We start from the raw sequence: 19,020 nt of genomic DNA on the forward strand, positions 1-19,020 counted from the left end.
CCTAATACTATTTTTTATCACTCGCACCCCCGCTCTAAGGATTAAGGACGAAGAAATAAGAGCTAAGGATAGGAGCAAAGACCGAGGCGCCGTTGGTTTGGTAATGACCGCTCCACGTTACCGTTGAGAGTGTACACGATAAACTGGTAATAACTATACGAGTCACTAGTCCAGTAGAGCAACCAATAGTCCTCGAAGCCAACGCCTGAATAATCATACATACGACCCCACTCAGTGAAAAAACCAGAACCTATATGACGCATGTAACCATTATGGGGTGCGGAAGGGGTGGAGCCTAAATTATTATAATTTGAATTTGTTAAATCCCTTACGCGAGGCATTCGATAACCAAGACTATTACACCAAGATAATGTATTACGATAAGTTTTCCTCTCAGAACCAGTGTTCACGAACCACTGCTTCAATGTAAAACCATATTTGACGACTGGAGTACCATTACTATCACGACCGACCAACTCGAAGGTCTGAGGCAAAGAAATAGTGGAAAGAGGACCAGGATTGGCTGAACTAATCTGGGATGGAGTAGCGTAAGGACCAGTTAAAGTAACGCGTACGCTTGTAGCAGTAGGATTAGACATTGTGACTGTGATACCATCCTGAGAAACAGGAGACCAATACAATGGCTGACTACTACCACTAATATCTAAATCAAAGTACAATCCATTAAGACCTGTAGTAGGAAAGTTTCTACCGTAAAGTGACGGGTCTGTTTCTTGAGTGAGAAAACCCTTAGCAGGGTCCCACATTGAAGCTGGGCCAGCATAATTACCTGTACCGTAATTCAAATTAGGTCGAGCAAAACAAACCACCGGCGAAGCCTTAGGATTAACATAATAAGTCACATCACTAGCACTGAAAGTACTACGATTAGGAAAACCATAACGCGTTGATAATGTACCGTCAGTACTAGATAACTTAATCCTATAAGGTGCGTTACAAGTCGTTAACACGGAATTACGTGATACTGATTGACCTCTTTTATCGACGATAGATAAACTTAAACGACCAGTAGCAGTAACGCCAGAATCACCATCATCATCTCCCCAATAATTATTAGGTGGACCGATAAGAGAACTCAAAGCGACTGAATTAGTATCAGTAGGAACGAACATACTTATATCAGCAAAACTCTGACCCGCAGCCGGCAAGACGATTGGTGCTGAAGAAGATGAAGTATTGGTTGAAGGTGTATATTTAATTCCGTTAGATAGTGTAATCCCAAGCAGACCGTTAACATCAACCGCACGAGTACGACCACCGTCGAAAGTCAGATAAGGTGCACTACCCTGTATCGCATTCCTAGTTGTCTGTGATGTCAATGCGTGACCCGAAAAAGGAAGAAAAAAAGCCACGAGAAAAACAATCTGCCGGGATAATTGGGAAAAGGATCGAAAACAGGATCTGAAAGAGGATCCGGAAAACGATCGGAAAAAAGATCGAGAAGAGGATCGCGGAAGCGATCGCGCGAAAACTCGCAGAATTTCACTTGATTGCGTGGAAAAATAAGTTTCAGTGAAAAATTTAAACTGGGTGCTGGACTTAGACGAATTTAAAAGATAGGTTGGCCAGGTTGCCTGTTGCCTGTTGCCTGTTGAAAATTATAATGCATTTTAGACTACCCTGTCAAGTAATTTTTTGATTAATTTACAATTTTATGCTTTTCTGTCAAATTTTAGCCTATTAGCTAAAACCGTGTAAAAAGTATAGTGATTGGAAAAACACGATGCAACACTTTTTTTCGCTCATTTACGTTAACTTTTGTAAATAGGATCTAAAAAGGATCTAAATTATAACTGATTAACTATTGTTTTAATTAAATATATTGCAATAGCAAATCTTTAAAATTAGAGCAATTGATCATCAGGAATTTTATTTTAGGGCTTTGAATTAGAAATTTAGTGATTTGGATCATTTAATAATTTTTAAGTGAAATTTAGAACCTCAAAAACCCCGCTCCTCAACTTTTTTTATTACCATTTTTCGCTCTTCTTGATCAAAAAACGTCCACGCAACAAAACGGCTAATTTTTTGTCCTTGAGCCATAGAGACAATTTTATATTCAGTTGCCACTTTTAGTTGTTTTTTTATTTTGCTTAGCGTCTCTTTTTTCGATACCAATGAGGTAAACCACAGGCATTGCGTTTGGTATTTGATACTCTCTTTTATCATTCTAGTGATAAATGCACTTTCGCCCCCTTTGCACCAGAGTTCAGCGTGTTGTCCACCAAAGTTGAGGATGAGATTATCTTTCGTTGAATTTACTTTTCCCAACTTTTTAAGTTTAGTGTAAGCACTTGCATGTGCTTCTTGTTCGGAGGCGTGAAAAGGTGGATTGCATAGGGCGGCTAGGTAAAATTCTTTAGGTTGAATGATATTTTCAAAAATAGCTTCGTTGTCAGGTTGTAAGCGACATTGTAATGTGTTTTTTAATAGATCATTAGATTGTGCTATCAGTGAAGCAACTTTTATTGATGTTGGATTGATATCACTACCCACAAATGACCAACCATACTCTGCACAACCAATAATTGGATAAATAATATTCGCCCCAACCCCAATATCTAAAATGCGAACCTGTTTACCTGTAGGAATTTGGTTATCTTGCGCTAACAGATCGGCAAGATAGTGTATATAATCTGCTCGCCCCGGAATTGGCGGACAAAGATAGTTGTCAGGAATGTCCCAATACGAAAGTTGATAATAGTGCAATAATAGCGCTTTATTTAGCATTTTGACCGCAGTAGGATCAGAAAAATCAATCGTTAACCGTCCATATTGATTAGGCTTTACAAAATTAGATAGCTCGTTCAATGTTTTGATAAGTAAATCAAATGGATAACCATTAATGTGTTTATTGCGGTGGTGTAAAGCTGTTTTTTTGATTGATTGCATGGATGATCCAACATAGAGAATTAATCACTATTATAACGTTTTTGAGCATATTTGTGAAAATAGCGAGAGATTTTATGCTTCAAAAACCCCGCTCCTCAACTTTTTTTATAATCGTTAAGTTATACGATTGTGGATGATTCGAAAATTAATTTTGAATTTGTTATAATCATCCGCTTTAAATCCAACCGATAATACAATGAAAAATCTAAAAAAGTTTTTGATATTCCCTTTTTTCAGTTTAATGCTTATGTCTTTTGATTGCTATGCGAGTGAGTTTCATGGACAGGCGTTATCATTACTTTGGGTGATCCCTTTCGTTGGAATTTTGTTATCGATTGCTTTATGTCCACTATTTTTAGCCCGATTATGGCATTATCACTACGGTAAAGTTGTTGCCGTTTGGACGTTATTATTTTTGGGGTTTGCGCTGGTTTCATTTGGTTTAACGACAACAATTGAACTAACAGTACACGCCATTGTTCAGGAGTATATTCCTTTTATATTATTACTTTTGGCTTTGTTTACGGTTTCCGGTGGCATTCTGATTAAGAGTGATAAAATCAGCACACCAAAATCCAACGTTATTTTACTGATGATTGGCGTTGTGCTTGCTTCAATTATGGGAACAACTGGCGCTGCGATGTTGATGATTCGTCCACTACTTCGAGCTAATCGTCAACGACAGTATGCTGTACACACGGTAATATTTTTTATCTTTTTAGTTGCCAATATTGGCGGTGGATTAACGCCTTTAGGCGATCCACCGTTATTTATTGGTTTTTTAAAAGGTGTCGATTTTTTCTGGACAGTTAAGCATATGCTGTTGCCTGTTGTGTTTACATCAGGGTTATTGTTAATTATTTATTATTTTATCGATCATTACTATTACGTTAAGCAGTATGGTGTGAATAGCAATCCAATTAGTGCTAAGCCTGTTAAGTTATATGGTCTAAATAATCTTGTATTATTATTGGCTATTATTGCTAGCGTGATTTTGTCTGGTGTGTGGCATTCATCAATAAGTTTTACTATTTTAGGTTCACAAATCGCATTACAAAATTTAGCTCGTGATGGCCTTTTTATTGCGATTACGATAATTTCAATAATGATTACCCCAAAACAAGTTCGAGCAGGCAACGAATTTAATTGGGAGCCGATAAAAGAGGTTGCTAAGTTATTTATTGGGATTTTTATTACTATTGTGCCTGTGCTGGCGATTTTACGTGCGGGTAATGATGGTGCGTTGGCTTCGGTCATTTCATTGGTGACTAATGACCAAGGTGCACCAATAAATAGTATGTATTTTTGGTTATCAGGATTGCTATCCGGATTTTTAGATAATGCACCAACTTATCTGGTCTTTTTCAATCTTGCTTCGGGTAATGCTAGTAGCTTAATGACGACGTTTGAAAGCACTTTACTGGCTATTTCAATGGGCTCGGTATTTATGGGCGCTTTAAGTTATATTGGTAATGCCCCTAACTTTATGGTTAAAAGCATTGCGGACCAAAATAAAATCAATATGCCTAGCTTTTTTGGTTATATGAAGTGGTCAATCGGGATTTTGATTCCGGTTTTTATTATTGATAATTTGGTGTTTTTTGTGTTTTTTTAAGAAATGACTCTTTTTAGAATTCCCCAAGTAAAGTGCGTAATATTTTTACTTGGGGTGAATGTTAATTAGTCTTATTTAAAAGAAATATTTAAAACGGACCCTTGCGCCATAACGATTATCGTTACCTCCTCCTTGTTTTTCATCGCGCTCTAATCTAGATAAGTAAGTCCCTAAATAGATATTGAAGTTATCCATATCCATCACATTTGAAATTAAGTATGAGGCATTGACAGTATGTAATTTATATTTACCTTTAGCATAAATTTCACCATCACCTCGATAATTTGTATTAAATGCTTTTATATCATTGGCAGCATAGATGTAACCAAGACCAATACCTTTCCAAATACCATTGATACCCGCGGTAAAATCTTTTTCTTGTTCGGCATCTAAATAGGAGATGCTGCTATTGAGCAGTAATCCCTCAGATGATTTATCAAAATCACCTGCACTATTCCAACTCATCGTTAAGCCATACCCATTACGTTTTGACTGATCATGCCATTTGCCGTTTATATCATGATAACCATAAGCGTTATTAACAACATTACGCTCCATTGCTAGGGCTGCTGATATATCATTATTTCGGTAGGATATGATGGGACGTAAGTAAACGACGTTTTTATCTTTTTGCAACTTATATCCATGATAACGGCTATGATCAAATAAGGAGGTACCATCTTTTACCATCGCATTAACTTGCAAGTTCAAATCCCCCAACTCTTTGGTTAATTCGATTGCACCGCCGTTACTGCTACGCCCTCTCCCCTCTTTCATCATATAGATGTAACCAAAACCATCACTATATAAATCGTTGGCAGTATTGCCAGAATATTCTATGAAGGTATCTTGCCCAAGTGGGAACATGTCGTAAGCTTCATAGCGACCAATTCGTAGGCGCCAGTCATCTTTTTTACCAAAATAGAAACTAGCATCATCTAGGTTAACTTTACCTCCCATGTCAGCAAGCGGTTGCACCGAGAATCCTGCATAGTTCTGATTCGCTAATTCTCTTTTCCCATCCAAGCCGAATAAAATACGGCCATTTATATCCCACTGATCTGTGTCATTAGCATCAAAGTCTTTGTTTGCCGATGTTCTAAGTGAGGTTAACTGCTTTTTTTTGCTTGCAGCATCAATATTAAATTCGACATCGCCATAAAGTTTAAGTGTTCCTTGTTCGGTCTGCCATTCAATGGATGCTAATGCGGATAAAGAATAGAAACAGCAGACTCCAGCTATTATTTTTAATTTCATCGTTATTTCCTTTTAATGTAAATTGATTAAACTTTTTGTTCATCATTAAGATTTCTGGCATCTAATTCAGCTCGAATTGAAGTATAACTGTCATCAAGTTTGTAGAACTTAGCTATCCAAATCATCGAGGCAATAATTAAAATGGCAGGTAAATATAAGTAACAGAGTTTGATTGCAAAAAGCGCACTTGGTACTTGAACTGCATTGGCAACATATCCACCAGATGAGAGTAAAAAACCGGTAATAGCACCAGCACCAGCCATCGCCACTTTGCCAAAGAATCCATTGATTGATGTCAAAATTCCAGCAGTATTAATACCGGTTTTCCATACACCATAATCAACCGGGTCAGCCTGCATTGAAAAATAGATAGCAAGGCGTTGCCCAGCACCGAGTGATAAGATAACCGCGCCGATGATAAGACCAAGATGATTCACGCCCGATAACATCATTATTCCCATACCAATTAAGTTGATAGCGCTTGAAAATAGATAGACATGTCGTTTTTTCATCTGATTGGCTAAGAATGGTACGGTAAGTGTGCCAATTAAGGGGACGAAAGTTGATATTCCCGCAATTATTGCGGTAAGGTTTTCGCTTTGTACGTAATAGTTGAAGAAATAGACTAAGGAGCCAGTTTGTAAAAAGAATGCGCCCCACATAAGAAAGATGTTAGTTGCAAAGATTTTCCATGGGTTGTTGTCTTTTAAACCTTTCCATGCTCTAGTTAAGGTCATTCGCTCTTGTTGTATAGTGATTTTTTCCTCAACATTTTTAAAACTGACTATCAGAAAGAAAGTCGCAATAATCCCAAAAACAATAGCGGTATATAAAAAGCCATGTGTTTGATCACCATTTCCCAATGTCGCAACTAGCGGTAATGTTGCCACTGCAACAATCGTTGAACCTAAGGAACCTAATAAAATTCTTACTGAAGATAAGGTTGTTCTTTCTAATGAATCCGCAGTTAAAAATGGCAACATTGCACTAAATGGTATGTTGACCAAGGTATAGATAAAAGAGAGGCAAAGATAGGTGATAAAGGCATAGATTAGTTTACCTGTCGTTCCAAAATCAGGCACATAGAAAACTAAAATACACAATATGCCAAACGGTATTGCGCCGATTAATAGCCATGGACGACAACGTCCCCAACGTGTGGATGTATTATCGATAACTAAGCCCATTAAGACATCAGCAACACCATCAACCAGCCGGGTAACTAAAAACATTAGACCAACATAATAAGCGGGTAGTGCCATTACGTCCGTATAAAAATACATAAGATATAATGAGATTAATTGCCATACTAAATTACAAGATAAGTCAGCAATCCCATAACCTATGCGTTGCCGCCAAAGAGAAAATAATGAATTGACCATTTTTTTATTCCTTATAAATTTTTAGTTAAAGTTTATTTTGTCGAATAAACCAAGCCGGTGTGCAACTCCAAGCATGACAGTAGCTATTGATGATTTTGCTACCATACGGTGAATAATTAGGGTCGTTTGGATCAAACAATTCCCAAAATGTGTCTGCCCCAAATTCGACCATTTTTCCCCAATATGCTTTAATCTCATCAATGGCTTGTTGTTTCATGCCTGTTTTGAACAAGGCTAAGATGTAGTGATGTCGTAAGTAAGGCGTGTTCATGCCGATTTCTGGTGGAGTTGTTATTAATTGCGTTAATAATTTTTGTTGATGAGCTAAATCGCCTACATCAGCTAAAACCATCCAAATTTGTGTGGCGAAACTAATTTGTTTTTGTTCGCCGCTGGTGTAAAAACCGGCTTGCTCGTCCCATAATGTTTGTGCTGCTCTTTTAACCAAATCTAATTTTTGGTTAAGCGCCTGAGTTATTTCAGGTTGAAAATGTTGGGAAAGTCGACATGCTTTGTCTAAACAGTAAATTAAAACACCTTGAGAAGCGCCTTGTTTATTGAGTTTTTCGTGCCAATCAATAAATGACCACCAATCATCACTATCTTGAACTAATCCTTGCGCGTCACAACGTTTTAGATTTATTTCAATTTGCTGTAACGCGATCGGCCATAGCTCTTTAACCGTTTGTCGATCATTAGTTTGATTAAAGTAGTCGTAAAGGACATCGACAAAAAGAAGTGAGTAATCAAATAAAAAAGTATCGTCAGCAATAATGTCAGGTTTAACAAAGACATTAGAGGAAACCAGACCATCTTCCCGACGATGGCTAGCAAAGAGGTATAAGCATCTGCGGACTAAATCGTGCTGTTGAAAAGTGACGTTGTTCACTAGGGCTTGTAAGCGTAAATCGCCTAACCACAGTCTTCTATCTCTTTTCGGTCCATCCTCGAATACGTCTTGCATACAATTTCGAAGCGTGTGAATGGAGACTTGATCTATCTTCGCTAATAGCGGATCTGATGATTGATAGCTAAGACAGTGTTCTGGTGCTGAACTGACTGTGTTAAAAGTTATATCTTTAAATAAAATTTGGTATTTAGGCGATAGTGAGACAATATCTATTTTTAAGTATCGAAAACAGTAGCGTCGAGATAAGTTGATTTTAGCGGGTAAAATATCAATGTATTCATCATGCTGTTGTAACCAGCTTTTGCTAAGCCAACCTTGATATTGACTGAATGGTTCAGCAATTTCACACAGTGTTTCACCAAATGTTAATTTTATATGCGCAGGCGCATCAGGAGGGCTACCAGTAGATTCGCACAAGAAAGAGAGGTAACCAACATTGTGTTGACCAAAATCAATTATAAAACTATCACCTGAATGAAAACTCTGATTGAGATAATCATTTGCATCACTCACTATTTTTGATGACCAATGATGAATAGCACTTGGATCATTGATGAGCGAAATAATCTTTTGGGGTGAGATCTTTTTTTGATAAATCTTTGGTTGTAATTGCTTTGCTTTCAGAATAAATGCATTATCTTTTACCATAACTGCATCAATATTTTTTTGAATTGCTTGTGCCATATTCTTCTCCTATAGAAAACATTTAGGAGTATAGCTATGCAAAACAAAAGCTAGCCACTAAGATACTGCCAGATTGCGTTTATAAATGGCAATATTAAAAAGCTTATACCGAGCAAGTTCACATTTTTAAGAATATTATTTTTTATCTCATGTTTAATTACTTTATTGTATTTATATGACGGATAAAAATTGTCTTTTATTTAACGGGATACCTTGATAATAAGTTACCGTTGTAAGGATATAATCAATATGTATACTTTAAAAATTGACACTTATTTTAATCATAAATCAGATAAATTAGCCCTTTATAAGAGTGACCCTGAGGACAACGGTTGCGAGCATAATCATGAGTTCGACGAGTTAGTGATTGTTGAGCACGGTCATGGTTTACATGTTATTAATGGTAAGCCGTTATTTATTCAACAAGGTGATGTTTTTTTAGTTAGAGGGCATGATTACCATTTTTATGATGATCTCGGAACGCTAAAGCTAACTAATATCCTGATTAATCCCAATCAGAATTTTACTTTTTTGAAGAATATGGAGGAGCTATTAAGGCCTATCTCCGCTAGTGATTTAAGTTCTTATATTTGGTTAGCGCCTAATATTCGTAAAGAGTGTAATTCTGTTATTGATCAGTTATTTAATTTAAATAATTCAATTGAGCATCGTGAGTATCTGTTTTTTAAATTGCTTGTTATCATTAAGCAATATCAACGTCAGTCACAACAAAATAATACCCGCTATAAACTCCATCTTTTGCTTAACCATCTTCAAGAAAATTGCTTTGATGAATATGATTGGAACAATATAGCGCAAACATTTCATTTAACAACACGTACCATGTTTAGGCATATTAAACAAGCAACCGGCCTAACTCCTGAAAATTACATCAGACGATTACGGTTAATGTCAGCAAGATTAAAGATTAGAGAAAGTGATATGACTATTACCGAAATATCATTACTTTGTGGTTTTGTTAATAGTACTCATTTTACTACACTGTATAAAAAAACGTTTGGTATCACGCCATCTGAAGAGCGAAAATTTAACTAAATTTTAATATGGTTGGTTTTAAATGACGATTAAGTATTTAAGTACTTGTGACAGTTTACACTGTCACAAGCATTAAATTAATTATTTAACGGATATTTGAGCCATGGGCTCTCTTCGGAAGTGGTGCTTTGAGTGTAGATATCAAATAGACCAGGAAGCGATGCATCATCAGGCTGATACACAGCACGACCTAGCATATAACTTTGACCAAATTCTTTCCAATTGACAAAATTTTCTTTAACCGTTGGTAAAACTGAGTTAATCGATTGCCATGCTTGATCTTTGCTAATATAGCCCGCTATATAGCTTGCTCTGGCAATATAAACTAGGCGTCCTAAATCCCATGCAATTGAACCTCGTAGTAGAATTTGACGCAATTCGTCTTGGTCTTCAGCGACTTTGTTTTCAATTAACATTGAAGATACTTGATCTAATCTTGAGCAATAGATTGTAATAATATCACGGTAATCTTCTGGAACTTGGTCATCAATACAACTTTGCCACTGCTCTTTAGAAACGTTTAGATAAATTTCAATCGCGACATCGATGAGTTTGTGAACTGATCCAAAAGAGGATAAACATTCAGTAGCACTTTGTGGAGAAGTTACATCCCAAGCTGTACTTAAGCGATATCGCTGTTCTTTTTTACCAGAGTTTCGGGCATCGCTTTCTAAGCTATCCCAACAAAACATATGTTGCTCTGAAATAATAAGTCCAGCTGATAATGCATTTTGCTGGTCAACTGTCAGTTGTTCAGTTTTTTGAGAATTTTGGGGAAAAGGTTTGTGTTTTAAAGTTTTAATGAGAATCGTAATCACTCTATTGTATCGTACAAGTAGTGACGCTAAAAGAATCAAAATTACAATTAAGATTTCCATATGAGTATCTTCATTTTTTGACATAAATCAATTTAAGTGCGCAAAAAATATCACAAATAATAACTTCCAACAAGATGAAAATTTAAAAAAAATTAAGCTGTTTATATCACTCATTTTTTAAACAAAGTAGTTTGAAAAAATGTGAAGCTTCGCACATTTTTAATAAAAATTCCTGTATAGCTATAATTTATTGCCAAAATATTATATTAGCTGTCCAAATTTTAAAGGTGAGATTTCGATTTACTTTTTAGAATGTGGTTGTAGGTTTTTATAAGGAGTGAGGTTCAAAATGATTGAGATGTTACTTGATAAAGATTTTTTTTCGTCTAGCGATCAAAATATCACCGTTGAGCCTCGGGCGCCTCAACCCGTCTACCCTGAACACACGCATAATTTTAATGAAATCGTTATTGTGACAAGTGGGTATGGAAAACATATTTTAAATGGGCGACTATTTGATTTATATCCAGGTATGATGTTTTATATTAAGGCTTCAGACTGCCATTTGTATGAGAACGTTAATAATCTACATTTGACCAATATTTTATTTAGAGATCCTGAGAATTTTCATTTTATTAATGGGATAAATCAGTTAATTCCAAATCCTGATCCGATTCATTCTCATTACTTTTTTGATAAAAAATCTGATGAAAATATTCAATCGATTATTAAGCAATTGACGCAAAATCAATCAAGTGCTGTACAGGAAAGTTTATTTTTACAATTACTACTTATTTTTAATAAGAATTTTTATGTCAATGAAGGTTCTGGATCATCTGATAATCGCGTTAAGCAGTTGTTGCGTTGGTTACAGATCAATTTTAAGGAGCAAATTGATTGGGAACAGTTAACGGCACAATTTTCATTGTCATTGCGCTCTTTTCATAGGAAGATGAAAAATGAGATTGGCATCACGCCTCAAAAATATTTAATAAAGTTGCGGTTAGCTAATGCTTATACTCAGTTAATTTATAGCAATAAATCTATTACAACCATTGCGCAAGAATGTGGTTTTAATGATAGTGCTTATTTTTCTACCTGTTTTAAACAAGAATTTACGTTTTCGCCACAAGCATTACGTAATAACCCAGATAAAGGGTATCATTAGTTGTTTTACTAGTAAGTCAGGAACAGTTTATGGAAAGATGTTTGCGTTTATATAAACAAGATTATTTTATTTCAAAGATGAATACTGTTACTGTCGAAAAACGTGATCATCAACACCCTTTTCCTTTACATGATCACGATTTTTATGAAATTGTGATTGTTTGTTCAGGTAATGGTTTGCATTATTGGAATGATTATATTTATCCAATTACCAGTGGTGATATTTTATATATTAATCCCAAAGATGTGCATGGTTATGAGTCAGTTAATGATCTCAAATTGGATAATATTTTATATTTGAGAGAGTCACTTTTTTTATTATCGACTATCGAGTCTTATTTACCTAAAGTGACAGCCAAACATAATGAGCGTTCTTGGCGAATTCAACCTTCATACCTTAAACTTTTATCTCCACTTATCGAAAAATTAGCTATCGAATCAAAGAAAAATAATTTAGCCTCCGTACATTTATCTGAGGCACTTTTTCTGCAATTAGTTATTTTGTTAGACCGGATAAAACAAGCACCAAAGGTAACGGAGCCGACTGCTACTCATCAGTTGGATTTATTGTTTACCGCGCTCCATAACAGTATTGCAACACCATTTAATGTTGATGTTTTTTGCAAGGAAAATCATATTGCAAGCCGTTCACTTAGTCGTTTATTTAAAAGCCAAACAGGGATGACCATTAGTGGTTATTTACAAAAAAGGCGATTATGTGATGCCATGTCTTTACTTCGTAATACTAATTATTCGATTAGTATGATTGCTGCTGAGTGTGGTTACGATGATAGTAACTATTTTTCCTCAGTGTTTAAAAAGCAAACCAATCAAACGCCTTCAGAGTACCGGGCTAAATTTAATGATAAGAAGTGCTAGGTGAAGGTAGATTAAATATATATTCAATTTACTCTCTTTTAGGCTTTAAAAGAGAGTAATGTTTTATTCTAAATAAAAGACTTCTGCTAATGATTCACTAATTGGGCTGTTGTCTGGGTTGCTTGGCATGATATCTTTCATAAACGCCCACCATTTTTGACAAGCTGCTGTTTTAGCTACTGCATCCCATCGCTCTTCTGATTCGATTTCAACATAAGCAAAAAGTAGATTTCTTTTGCTGTCTAAAAATATTGAGTAATTGTGAGCGCCATGGGCTTTTAGTTCTTTTACCAGCTCAGGAAAAATTTCGTCATGCCGTTTTTTATATTCAGCATGTTTGTCAGGATGGACCTGCATTATGCTTGCTTTTCTTATCATAATAGCTCCTTTTTAATGAATTAGGTTAAATTTGCATTTAACCTATTTCATTATCACGTGTACATTCAATTTTTTATTGGTAAATAGAATGATATAGTTGCTCAATTTCTTTTACGTTAGTGTCACGCGGATTGCCTCCGGTACAAACATCATCAAAAGCAGCTTGAGCTAACGCAGGGATATCCTCAAGTTTTACGCCAATATCTTTTAATGTAGGAGGGATACCAACATCTACGTTAAGTTGTTTAACAGCATCGACAGCAGCTTTTCTTGCTTGTTCGATCGTCATTTGTTCTGTTTTAGCCACTCCCATCGCTTTAGCAATATCACGATATTTTTCACCAGTAAATTCGGCATTGTAAGCCATGATATGAGGTAAAAGTACCGCATTAGCTACACCGTGAGGCGTTCCATAAAATGCTCCAAGTGGGTGAGCCATTCCGTGAACTAAACCTAATCCCACATTTGAAAAGCCCATGCCAGCAATATATTGGCCTAATGCCATGTCTTGAGAACCTTTTGCAATCCCTTTTACTGAGTCACGTAATGAACGAGATATGACTTCTATTGCTTTAAGATGGAACATGTCTGATAGTTCCCAAGCGCCTTTGGTTATATAACCTTCAATGGCGTGAGTTAAGGCATCAACACCTGTTGCTGCTTTTAAACTCGCTGGCATACTTGTCATCATATCGGAATCTATGATTGCGACAACGGGAATATCGTGAGGGTCAACGCAGACAAATTTACGTTTTTTCTCTTCATCGGTAATGACGTAGTTAATGGTCACTTCAGCTGCTGTACCTGCTGTTGTAGGAATAGCGATTGTGGGTACTGCTGGTTTTTTCGTTGGCGCTACCCCTTCAAGACTACGAACATCAGAAAATTCTGGATTGTTGATAATAATACCGATCGCTTTTGCGGTATCTTGTGGTGAGCCACCACCAATTGCAATTAGGTAGTCGGCACCCGATTGTTTGAAGACTTCAACCCCTTTTTGAACAATACCAATAGTTGGATTTGGCATGACTTCATCAAATATTTGATAAGCAAAGCCATTGTCATCTAATAGTTTTGTTACTTTAGTTGCTACTTTGAATTTAATTAAATCTTTGTCAGTAACCACTAATGCTTTTTTAAAACCCCGTTTTTTTACTTCATCTACGATGTGGCTGATTGAACCAGCGCCAAAGTAAGATGTTTCATTTAGAATCATTCTATAAGCCATAATGTTTTCCTTTTAATTCGTCATGCCTAAACCAACAATGTTCGCTGCAACAATGATAACTAAGCAGCCAATACAAAGTATTCGTACTGGTTTTTTGCCAGTACCAAACCACTCTTTTAGTGCTAATCCAACAATACCACCACAAAGTACATAGAAACTCATATGTAACATCCAACTCATGAAACCATATTCAGTTGGAATATTTGCATGCCCCCAAGCATAGAAGAAGAATTGGAAATACCACATTGCGCCACCTAAAATGGCAAATAGTATGTTGCTAATAAGTAGGGATTTGGCAACTGAGATATCTTTTTTAAATGAAAGTTCTTTTTTAGCGCAGAGTCGACTAATACAGAAACCTAGATTAATAATTGCACCACCACCCATAATAATGACATAGCTTGGGAGAGCTACGTATAGATGGTCTACGCCAAGTTCGGCAGCTTTTTCGTGCATTGGTACTGCTGCACTCATGGCAAATGACATACCAGCAGAGAAGATACCACACATGATGGCAAGAAGAAGTCCTTTCTTTAAATTAAAATCTTCAACTTGTACTCCAAGTGTTTTTTCTTTCAATAAACCAGCATAAGTTACGATAGCGACACCAATAACAGCAACAACGACACCTAATAATGTCATTTTTCCGCCAGTTGAAGCCAATAATTCACCAAATTTACCTTGTAGTATTGGCGTCATTAGCGTACCAACGATTAAGGTTATGCCAATCGCAATACCTATACCCATCGACATGCCTAAATAACGCATTGTTAGTCCGTAACCAATGTTACCTACTCCCCACATGGCGCCAAATAAGAAAACTGGAATTAATATATCTGAACTAAACGATCCGTAATAAGACCAAAAGTCAGGCAATAAGAAGTAACTAATTGACCATGGCAATATGATCCATGAAAATAGTCCGGCTATAGACCACATGGTTTCCCATGACCAATTTTTTACTTTTTTAAGTGGTGCGTAAAAACACGCGGCAGAAGCGGCACCAACAAAGTGCCAAAATATGCCTAAAATAATTGAACTCCCCATATATTTATCCTTATATTTTTGAAATATAATTTGATATTTTTTATTAGTAGCTTTTACTGTTTTAATGCTTCTTCCATTGGGTTCACATCAAAACGCTCAGCTAATAATCTGAACTCTTCCGTGGATATGGTTTGACGTTTTCCTCCCATTGATAGGACTTTTACAAGAACTTCTGCTGATTTTTCAGCTGTATCAATCAAGCCGAAAGCTTCATCTAACGTTGGTCCTGTTCCAAATACACCATGGAAAGCCCATAACACTAAACTATGTTTTGCCATCTGTTTTGCAGTGGCATAACCAATTTCGTCTTTACCTGGAACCATCCAAGGAACGACACCAACACCATCTGGAAATACAACTAAACATTCGGTACTCATTTCCCACAACAATCGCGTTATTACCGCAGTATCAAGTTCTAGGACATAAGTTAATGCAATTAAATTGGTCGCATGACAGTGCATGATCACGCGGTCTTTTCCTTGGCTTTGTTCGATTCTTACAATATGTGATTGCAGATGGGCAGCGAGTTCAGAAGTCGGTAATCCACCATTTATTAATCCCCACATGATGTAATAACCCTTGCCTTGTTCATCAATTTTGACAATGGCTAACGTATCAGCAGGATCTAAAATGACATTGCGAAAAAACTTACCTGATCCTGTGACAATAAAGTACTGGTTAGCAAGTTTAGTCACATCTTGTGTTAACGATACGTGACGGGGATTTTTATAAAAGTCACTTTGAAAAGAGACCACATCACTTTCAAGTAATCTTAAGCTAACATTACCACCATTACGCTCATCCCATCCTTTTAACCACATATCGTAAGTGGCTTTGATCATCCCTTTTACAAACCAAGAAGAAAGAATCTGTTGCATTTTGTTTTCCTTATGATCGTTTAGTTAAAACTGTTGTTTCATATTGACGAACTTCATCTAACCATCGGCTACCAACTGGTACGTCATTCAATAAACAGTACTGATCCCAAACTGCTTGCCAAGGTAATGATTTTTGTTCTTCGAGTAATGCTAGTCGTGAAGTAAAGTCACGATCGTGTTCATATTTTTTTAATTGTTCGGTAGGTTCTAATAGTGCTTTTAACAAGCATTTTTTCATGTTGCGAGTGCCAATTACCCAAGCGGCAATACGGTTTATAGAGGCATCAAAGAAATCTAAACCAATATGTACTCGGTCAAATAGTTTGTTTCGAATGATTTCGCTCGCGATATTTTGAGTTTCATCATCAAAGAGCACTACGTGATCACTATCCCAACGCACTGGACGGCTAACATGTAGTAAAAGATGTTCAACAAAAGGCATTACGGCAGAAATTTTGTCTGAAATGACTTCAGTTGGATGGAAATGTCCAGCATCTAAACATAGTGCAGTTTTACGTGATGTAGCATAAGCGAGATAGAATTCATTTGATCCAGCAGTATAAGATTCAAGACCAATACCGAACAATTTACTTTCGACTGCATCAATGTGATATTTTTGATCAATCTTTTCTCGAATAATTTCATCCAATGATTCAACTAAGTGTTGTCTTGGTGCAAATTTATCGACAGTAATGTCTTTCATTCCATCTGGTAGCCAGATATTCATGACTGATGGTGTACCTAATTCTTTACCAAAATATTCTGATACCTTACGACAAGCTTTTCCGTGATCTATCCAGAATTGACGAATTTCTGGATTAACATGAGTAAGAGTGCCTTCGTTACTCAAAGGGTGTGAAAAATATGTTGGATTGAAATCTAGACCAATCTGATGTTTTTTAGCCCATTTGACCCAATTGGCAAAGTGTTCTGGTTTGACTTCATTACGATCGACTTTTTGATCTGATTCTAAATAAGAAGCATGTAGATTTAATCGTTTTGGTCCTGGTATAAGGCTAAAGGCTTTATCTAAATCTGATCTTAATTCATCTGCATTACGAGCTTTACCCGGATAATTACCTGTCGCTTGTATACCACCAGTTAATTCACCTTCTTGCTTTTCAAAACCAGCAACATCATCGCCTTGCCAGCAATGTACAGAAATCGGTAATTTTGCCATTGCTGCTATAGCAGCATCTGTATCCACACCGATTTCAGCAAATCTTGCTTTAGCGATCTGATAGGCATTTTCAATTGCGCTCATGAAATACTCCTTAATAAATATAAAATTTTTCTATAATTGGTTAATTACTTTTGGGTTGATAATATTTAGTGTCAAAATTCTGTGAAATGAGTTGTCTTAATGCGTTAACATCAGCAATTTCACCTAATGAAATTAACTGGTAACCCACATTGCCTAAGGCTGATGATTCAATAGGACCTGCGGTAACATTGACATTGCATAAGTCAGCACATAACTGGTTTAAAAAAGCATTTTGGCAACCACCACCGACAATATGTAATGTGTTAATTGGTTTACCACTTAGCATCGATAATTCGTTTAATACATCTCGATATAGATGTGCTAGGCTGTCAAAAATACATCTCACCAATTGAGGGAGATTTTTAGGAGCCTGACCAATGTTTTCTAAACATACCTGTTTGATGGTTTCTGTCATATCATCAGGATTTAGAAACCTTGGATCATTAGGATTAATGAGAAAAGCAAAAGGTTGCTCTTGTTTTGCCAATGTGATTAATTGATTGATATCTTTGACTTCGTGTTCAGAACAAACGCGTTGGAATAACCATAATCCCATGATGTTTTTTAACACTCGATAATTACCATCAACACCACCTTCATTGGTAATATTCGCTTTTAACGCTTCTTTTCCTGTGAAAGGTTGTTTAGATTCCAATCCCATAAGTGACCAAGTACCTGAACATAAATAAGCACTATGTTGGTCCATTAATGGCGCAGCTATAACAGCACTGGCAGTATCATGGCTTGCAATTGCAATTACTGGAATACGATCGCCCTTGGTACTTTGCCAATATCCAACTTGGTTTCCGGGCATACAAATATCACCAAACCATTTACGTGGTATGCCTAGATAATCAAGTAGATCTTTGTCCCAAGTTTGAGTTGTAACATTAACAAGTTGGGTTGTTGTGGCATTGGTATATTCACGATTTAAAACACCGGTCAATCGATAAATCAGATAATCAGGAATCATCACAAAATCAGATATTTGCGACAGCCACGATGGTGATTCAAGCATCATAGCTTTGAGTTGATAGAGTGTATTGAAGGTTAAGAATTGAATTCCGGTTTTTTGATAAATATTTTCTGTTCCAATTTCATCTTGTACCTTTGACATGATATTGTCAGTACGATGATCACGATAAGAGTATGTCGGTCCGACGATTTGGCCTTGCTTGTCAAGCAATACATAATCAACGCCCCATGTATCTATACCAATACTATCGAGTTTGATTCCTTGTTGAATAATTTTGTTTAATCCATTTAAGATTTCTTGTTCTAAATAGTTCAAATCCCAACAAAAATTTTTACCATCACTTTTATATCCATTACTGAATCGGTGGATTTCTGTTAATGTGATTTTTTGAGATTGATAACTCGACAACATAACTCGGCCACTAGATGCACCTAAATCAATTGCAGCAATATATCTATCTGCCATTATAACTACCCTCAATTTTGCTAATGGGGATAGTCTAGAGAACTATTTTGATAGACACTTTTAATTGACTGCCATTGTTAGTGAAGTTTGGCAAAATTTTTAA

At 36.3% G+C, this 19,020-nt stretch carries 16 protein-coding genes; 4 read left to right on the forward strand and 12 right to left on the reverse strand.

What is annotated here, in order from left to right:
* Positions 1-62 precede the first annotated feature (62 nt).
* Complete coding sequence (locus J3U24_RS01790; RefSeq protein ID WP_267337513.1) at positions 63-1,373, reverse strand: hypothetical protein; 1,311 nt, start codon at positions 1,371-1,373, stop codon at positions 63-65.
* A 589-nt stretch (positions 1,374-1,962) separates the two neighbouring features.
* Complete coding sequence (rlmF, locus tag J3U24_RS01795) at positions 1,963-2,913, reverse strand: 23S rRNA (adenine(1618)-N(6))-methyltransferase RlmF (RefSeq protein ID WP_267337512.1); 951 nt, start codon at positions 2,911-2,913, stop codon at positions 1,963-1,965.
* A 247-nt stretch (positions 2,914-3,160) separates the two neighbouring features.
* Here rlmF and J3U24_RS01800 point away from each other — a divergent pair, with 247 nt between their 5' ends.
* Complete coding sequence (locus tag J3U24_RS01800) at positions 3,161-4,528, forward strand: sodium:proton antiporter (RefSeq protein WP_267346962.1); 1,368 nt, start codon at positions 3,161-3,163, stop codon at positions 4,526-4,528.
* Positions 4,529-4,603: 75 nt separating this feature from the next.
* On the opposite strand, the gene J3U24_RS01805 is transcribed toward J3U24_RS01800, so the two are convergent.
* From J3U24_RS01805 to J3U24_RS01815, 3 genes are read right to left on the reverse strand one after another with little or no spacing between them, the layout of a single operon-like run.
* Positions 4,604-5,785 (reverse strand): carbohydrate porin, encoded by a 1,182-nt coding sequence (locus tag J3U24_RS01805; protein WP_065562541.1) that lies wholly within the window; start codon positions 5,783-5,785, stop codon positions 4,604-4,606.
* A 26-nt stretch (positions 5,786-5,811) separates the two neighbouring features.
* Entirely contained in the window at positions 5,812-7,167 is a 1,356-nt protein-coding gene (locus tag J3U24_RS01810; protein WP_267330208.1) for an MFS transporter, read from the reverse strand.
* Between the two features lie 25 nt (positions 7,168-7,192).
* Entirely contained in the window at positions 7,193-8,761 is a 1,569-nt protein-coding gene (locus J3U24_RS01815; RefSeq protein ID WP_267337510.1) for a hypothetical protein, read from the reverse strand.
* Between the two features lie 249 nt (positions 8,762-9,010).
* Here J3U24_RS01815 and J3U24_RS01820 point away from each other — a divergent pair, with 249 nt between their 5' ends.
* Entirely contained in the window at positions 9,011-9,817 is an 807-nt protein-coding gene (locus J3U24_RS01820) for a helix-turn-helix domain-containing protein (RefSeq protein WP_065734585.1), read from the forward strand.
* Positions 9,818-9,894: 77 nt separating this feature from the next.
* Here the strand turns inward: J3U24_RS01820 and J3U24_RS01825 are convergent, their stop codons facing one another.
* Positions 9,895-10,695 carry a DUF1266 domain-containing protein gene (locus J3U24_RS01825; RefSeq protein WP_267342831.1) on the reverse strand — a complete coding sequence of 267 codons (801 nt, stop codon included), beginning with the start codon at positions 10,693-10,695 and terminating at the stop codon, positions 9,895-9,897.
* Between the two features lie 289 nt (positions 10,696-10,984).
* Here J3U24_RS01825 and rhaS point away from each other — a divergent pair, with 289 nt between their 5' ends.
* Together rhaS and J3U24_RS01835 are read left to right on the forward strand one after the other, a co-directional pair.
* Positions 10,985-11,803, forward strand: coding sequence for an HTH-type transcriptional activator RhaS (rhaS, locus tag J3U24_RS01830; RefSeq protein WP_081303373.1), 819 nt, complete (start codon positions 10,985-10,987; stop codon positions 11,801-11,803).
* A gap of 29 nt (positions 11,804-11,832) precedes the next feature.
* Complete coding sequence (locus tag J3U24_RS01835; protein ID WP_065562546.1) at positions 11,833-12,681, forward strand: helix-turn-helix domain-containing protein; 849 nt, start codon at positions 11,833-11,835, stop codon at positions 12,679-12,681.
* Between the two features lie 63 nt (positions 12,682-12,744).
* Here the strand turns inward: J3U24_RS01835 and rhaM are convergent, their stop codons facing one another.
* From rhaM to rhaB, 6 genes are all read right to left on the reverse strand, one after another.
* On the reverse strand, positions 12,745-13,059 hold the full coding sequence (rhaM, locus tag J3U24_RS01840) for an L-rhamnose mutarotase (protein ID WP_065562547.1): 315 nt from the start codon (positions 13,057-13,059) through the stop codon (positions 12,745-12,747).
* Between the two features lie 73 nt (positions 13,060-13,132).
* Positions 13,133-14,287, reverse strand: coding sequence for a lactaldehyde reductase (gene fucO / locus J3U24_RS01845; RefSeq protein ID WP_065562548.1), 1,155 nt, complete (start codon positions 14,285-14,287; stop codon positions 13,133-13,135).
* A gap of 12 nt (positions 14,288-14,299) precedes the next feature.
* Positions 14,300-15,334, reverse strand: a complete 1,035-nt coding sequence (gene rhaT / locus J3U24_RS01850) for an L-rhamnose/proton symporter RhaT (protein WP_065562549.1) — start codon at positions 15,332-15,334, stop codon at positions 14,300-14,302.
* Between the two features lie 53 nt (positions 15,335-15,387).
* Positions 15,388-16,212, reverse strand: a complete 825-nt coding sequence (gene rhaD, locus J3U24_RS01855) for a rhamnulose-1-phosphate aldolase (protein ID WP_065562550.1) — start codon at positions 16,210-16,212, stop codon at positions 15,388-15,390.
* A 10-nt stretch (positions 16,213-16,222) separates the two neighbouring features.
* A complete protein-coding gene (locus J3U24_RS01860) occupies positions 16,223-17,476 on the reverse strand; it encodes an L-rhamnose isomerase (RefSeq protein ID WP_065734588.1) in 1,254 nt (417 codons plus the stop codon).
* Between the two features lie 40 nt (positions 17,477-17,516).
* Positions 17,517-18,917: a rhamnulokinase gene (gene rhaB, locus J3U24_RS01865; RefSeq protein ID WP_267330205.1), complete on the reverse strand. Its 1,401-nt coding sequence runs from the start codon at positions 18,915-18,917 to the stop codon at positions 17,517-17,519.
* Between the last annotated feature and the right edge of the window lie 103 nt (positions 18,918-19,020).

Origin of the sequence: Gilliamella sp. B2785 (assembly GCF_026537005.1) — a bacterium.
Classification (GTDB): Bacteria; Pseudomonadota; Gammaproteobacteria; order Enterobacterales; family Orbaceae; genus Gilliamella; species Gilliamella apicola_E.

What these genes read in the sequence shown, in the direction of transcription:
- J3U24_RS01800 (WP_267346962.1), top strand. Translation starts at nt 3,161, where the DNA reads ATGTCTTTTGATTGCTATGCGAGTGAGTTTCATGGACAGGCGTTATCA.
- J3U24_RS01860 (WP_065734588.1), bottom strand. Translation starts at nt 17,476, where the DNA reads ATGAGCGCAATTGAAAATGCCTATCAGATCGCTAAAGCAAGATTTGCT.
- J3U24_RS01815 (WP_267337510.1), bottom strand. Translation starts at nt 8,761, where the DNA reads ATGGCACAAGCAATTCAAAAAAATATTGATGCAGTTATGGTAAAAGAT.
- rhaB (WP_267330205.1), bottom strand. Translation starts at nt 18,917, where the DNA reads ATGGCAGATAGATATATTGCTGCAATTGATTTAGGTGCATCTAGTGGC.
- J3U24_RS01835 (WP_065562546.1), top strand. Translation starts at nt 11,833, where the DNA reads ATGGAAAGATGTTTGCGTTTATATAAACAAGATTATTTTATTTCAAAG.
- J3U24_RS01805 (WP_065562541.1), bottom strand. Translation starts at nt 5,785, where the DNA reads ATGAAATTAAAAATAATAGCTGGAGTCTGCTGTTTCTATTCTTTATCC.
- rhaS (WP_081303373.1), top strand. Translation starts at nt 10,985, where the DNA reads ATGATTGAGATGTTACTTGATAAAGATTTTTTTTCGTCTAGCGATCAA.
- J3U24_RS01820 (WP_065734585.1), top strand. Translation starts at nt 9,011, where the DNA reads ATGTATACTTTAAAAATTGACACTTATTTTAATCATAAATCAGATAAA.
- rhaM (WP_065562547.1), bottom strand. Translation starts at nt 13,059, where the DNA reads ATGATAAGAAAAGCAAGCATAATGCAGGTCCATCCTGACAAACATGCT.
- fucO (WP_065562548.1), bottom strand. Translation starts at nt 14,287, where the DNA reads ATGGCTTATAGAATGATTCTAAATGAAACATCTTACTTTGGCGCTGGT.
- J3U24_RS01810 (WP_267330208.1), bottom strand. Translation starts at nt 7,167, where the DNA reads ATGGTCAATTCATTATTTTCTCTTTGGCGGCAACGCATAGGTTATGGG.
- rhaT (WP_065562549.1), bottom strand. Translation starts at nt 15,334, where the DNA reads ATGGGGAGTTCAATTATTTTAGGCATATTTTGGCACTTTGTTGGTGCC.
- rhaD (WP_065562550.1), bottom strand. Translation starts at nt 16,212, where the DNA reads ATGCAACAGATTCTTTCTTCTTGGTTTGTAAAAGGGATGATCAAAGCC.
- rlmF (WP_267337512.1), bottom strand. Translation starts at nt 2,913, where the DNA reads ATGCAATCAATCAAAAAAACAGCTTTACACCACCGCAATAAACACATT.
- J3U24_RS01825 (WP_267342831.1), bottom strand. Translation starts at nt 10,695, where the DNA reads ATGGAAATCTTAATTGTAATTTTGATTCTTTTAGCGTCACTACTTGTA.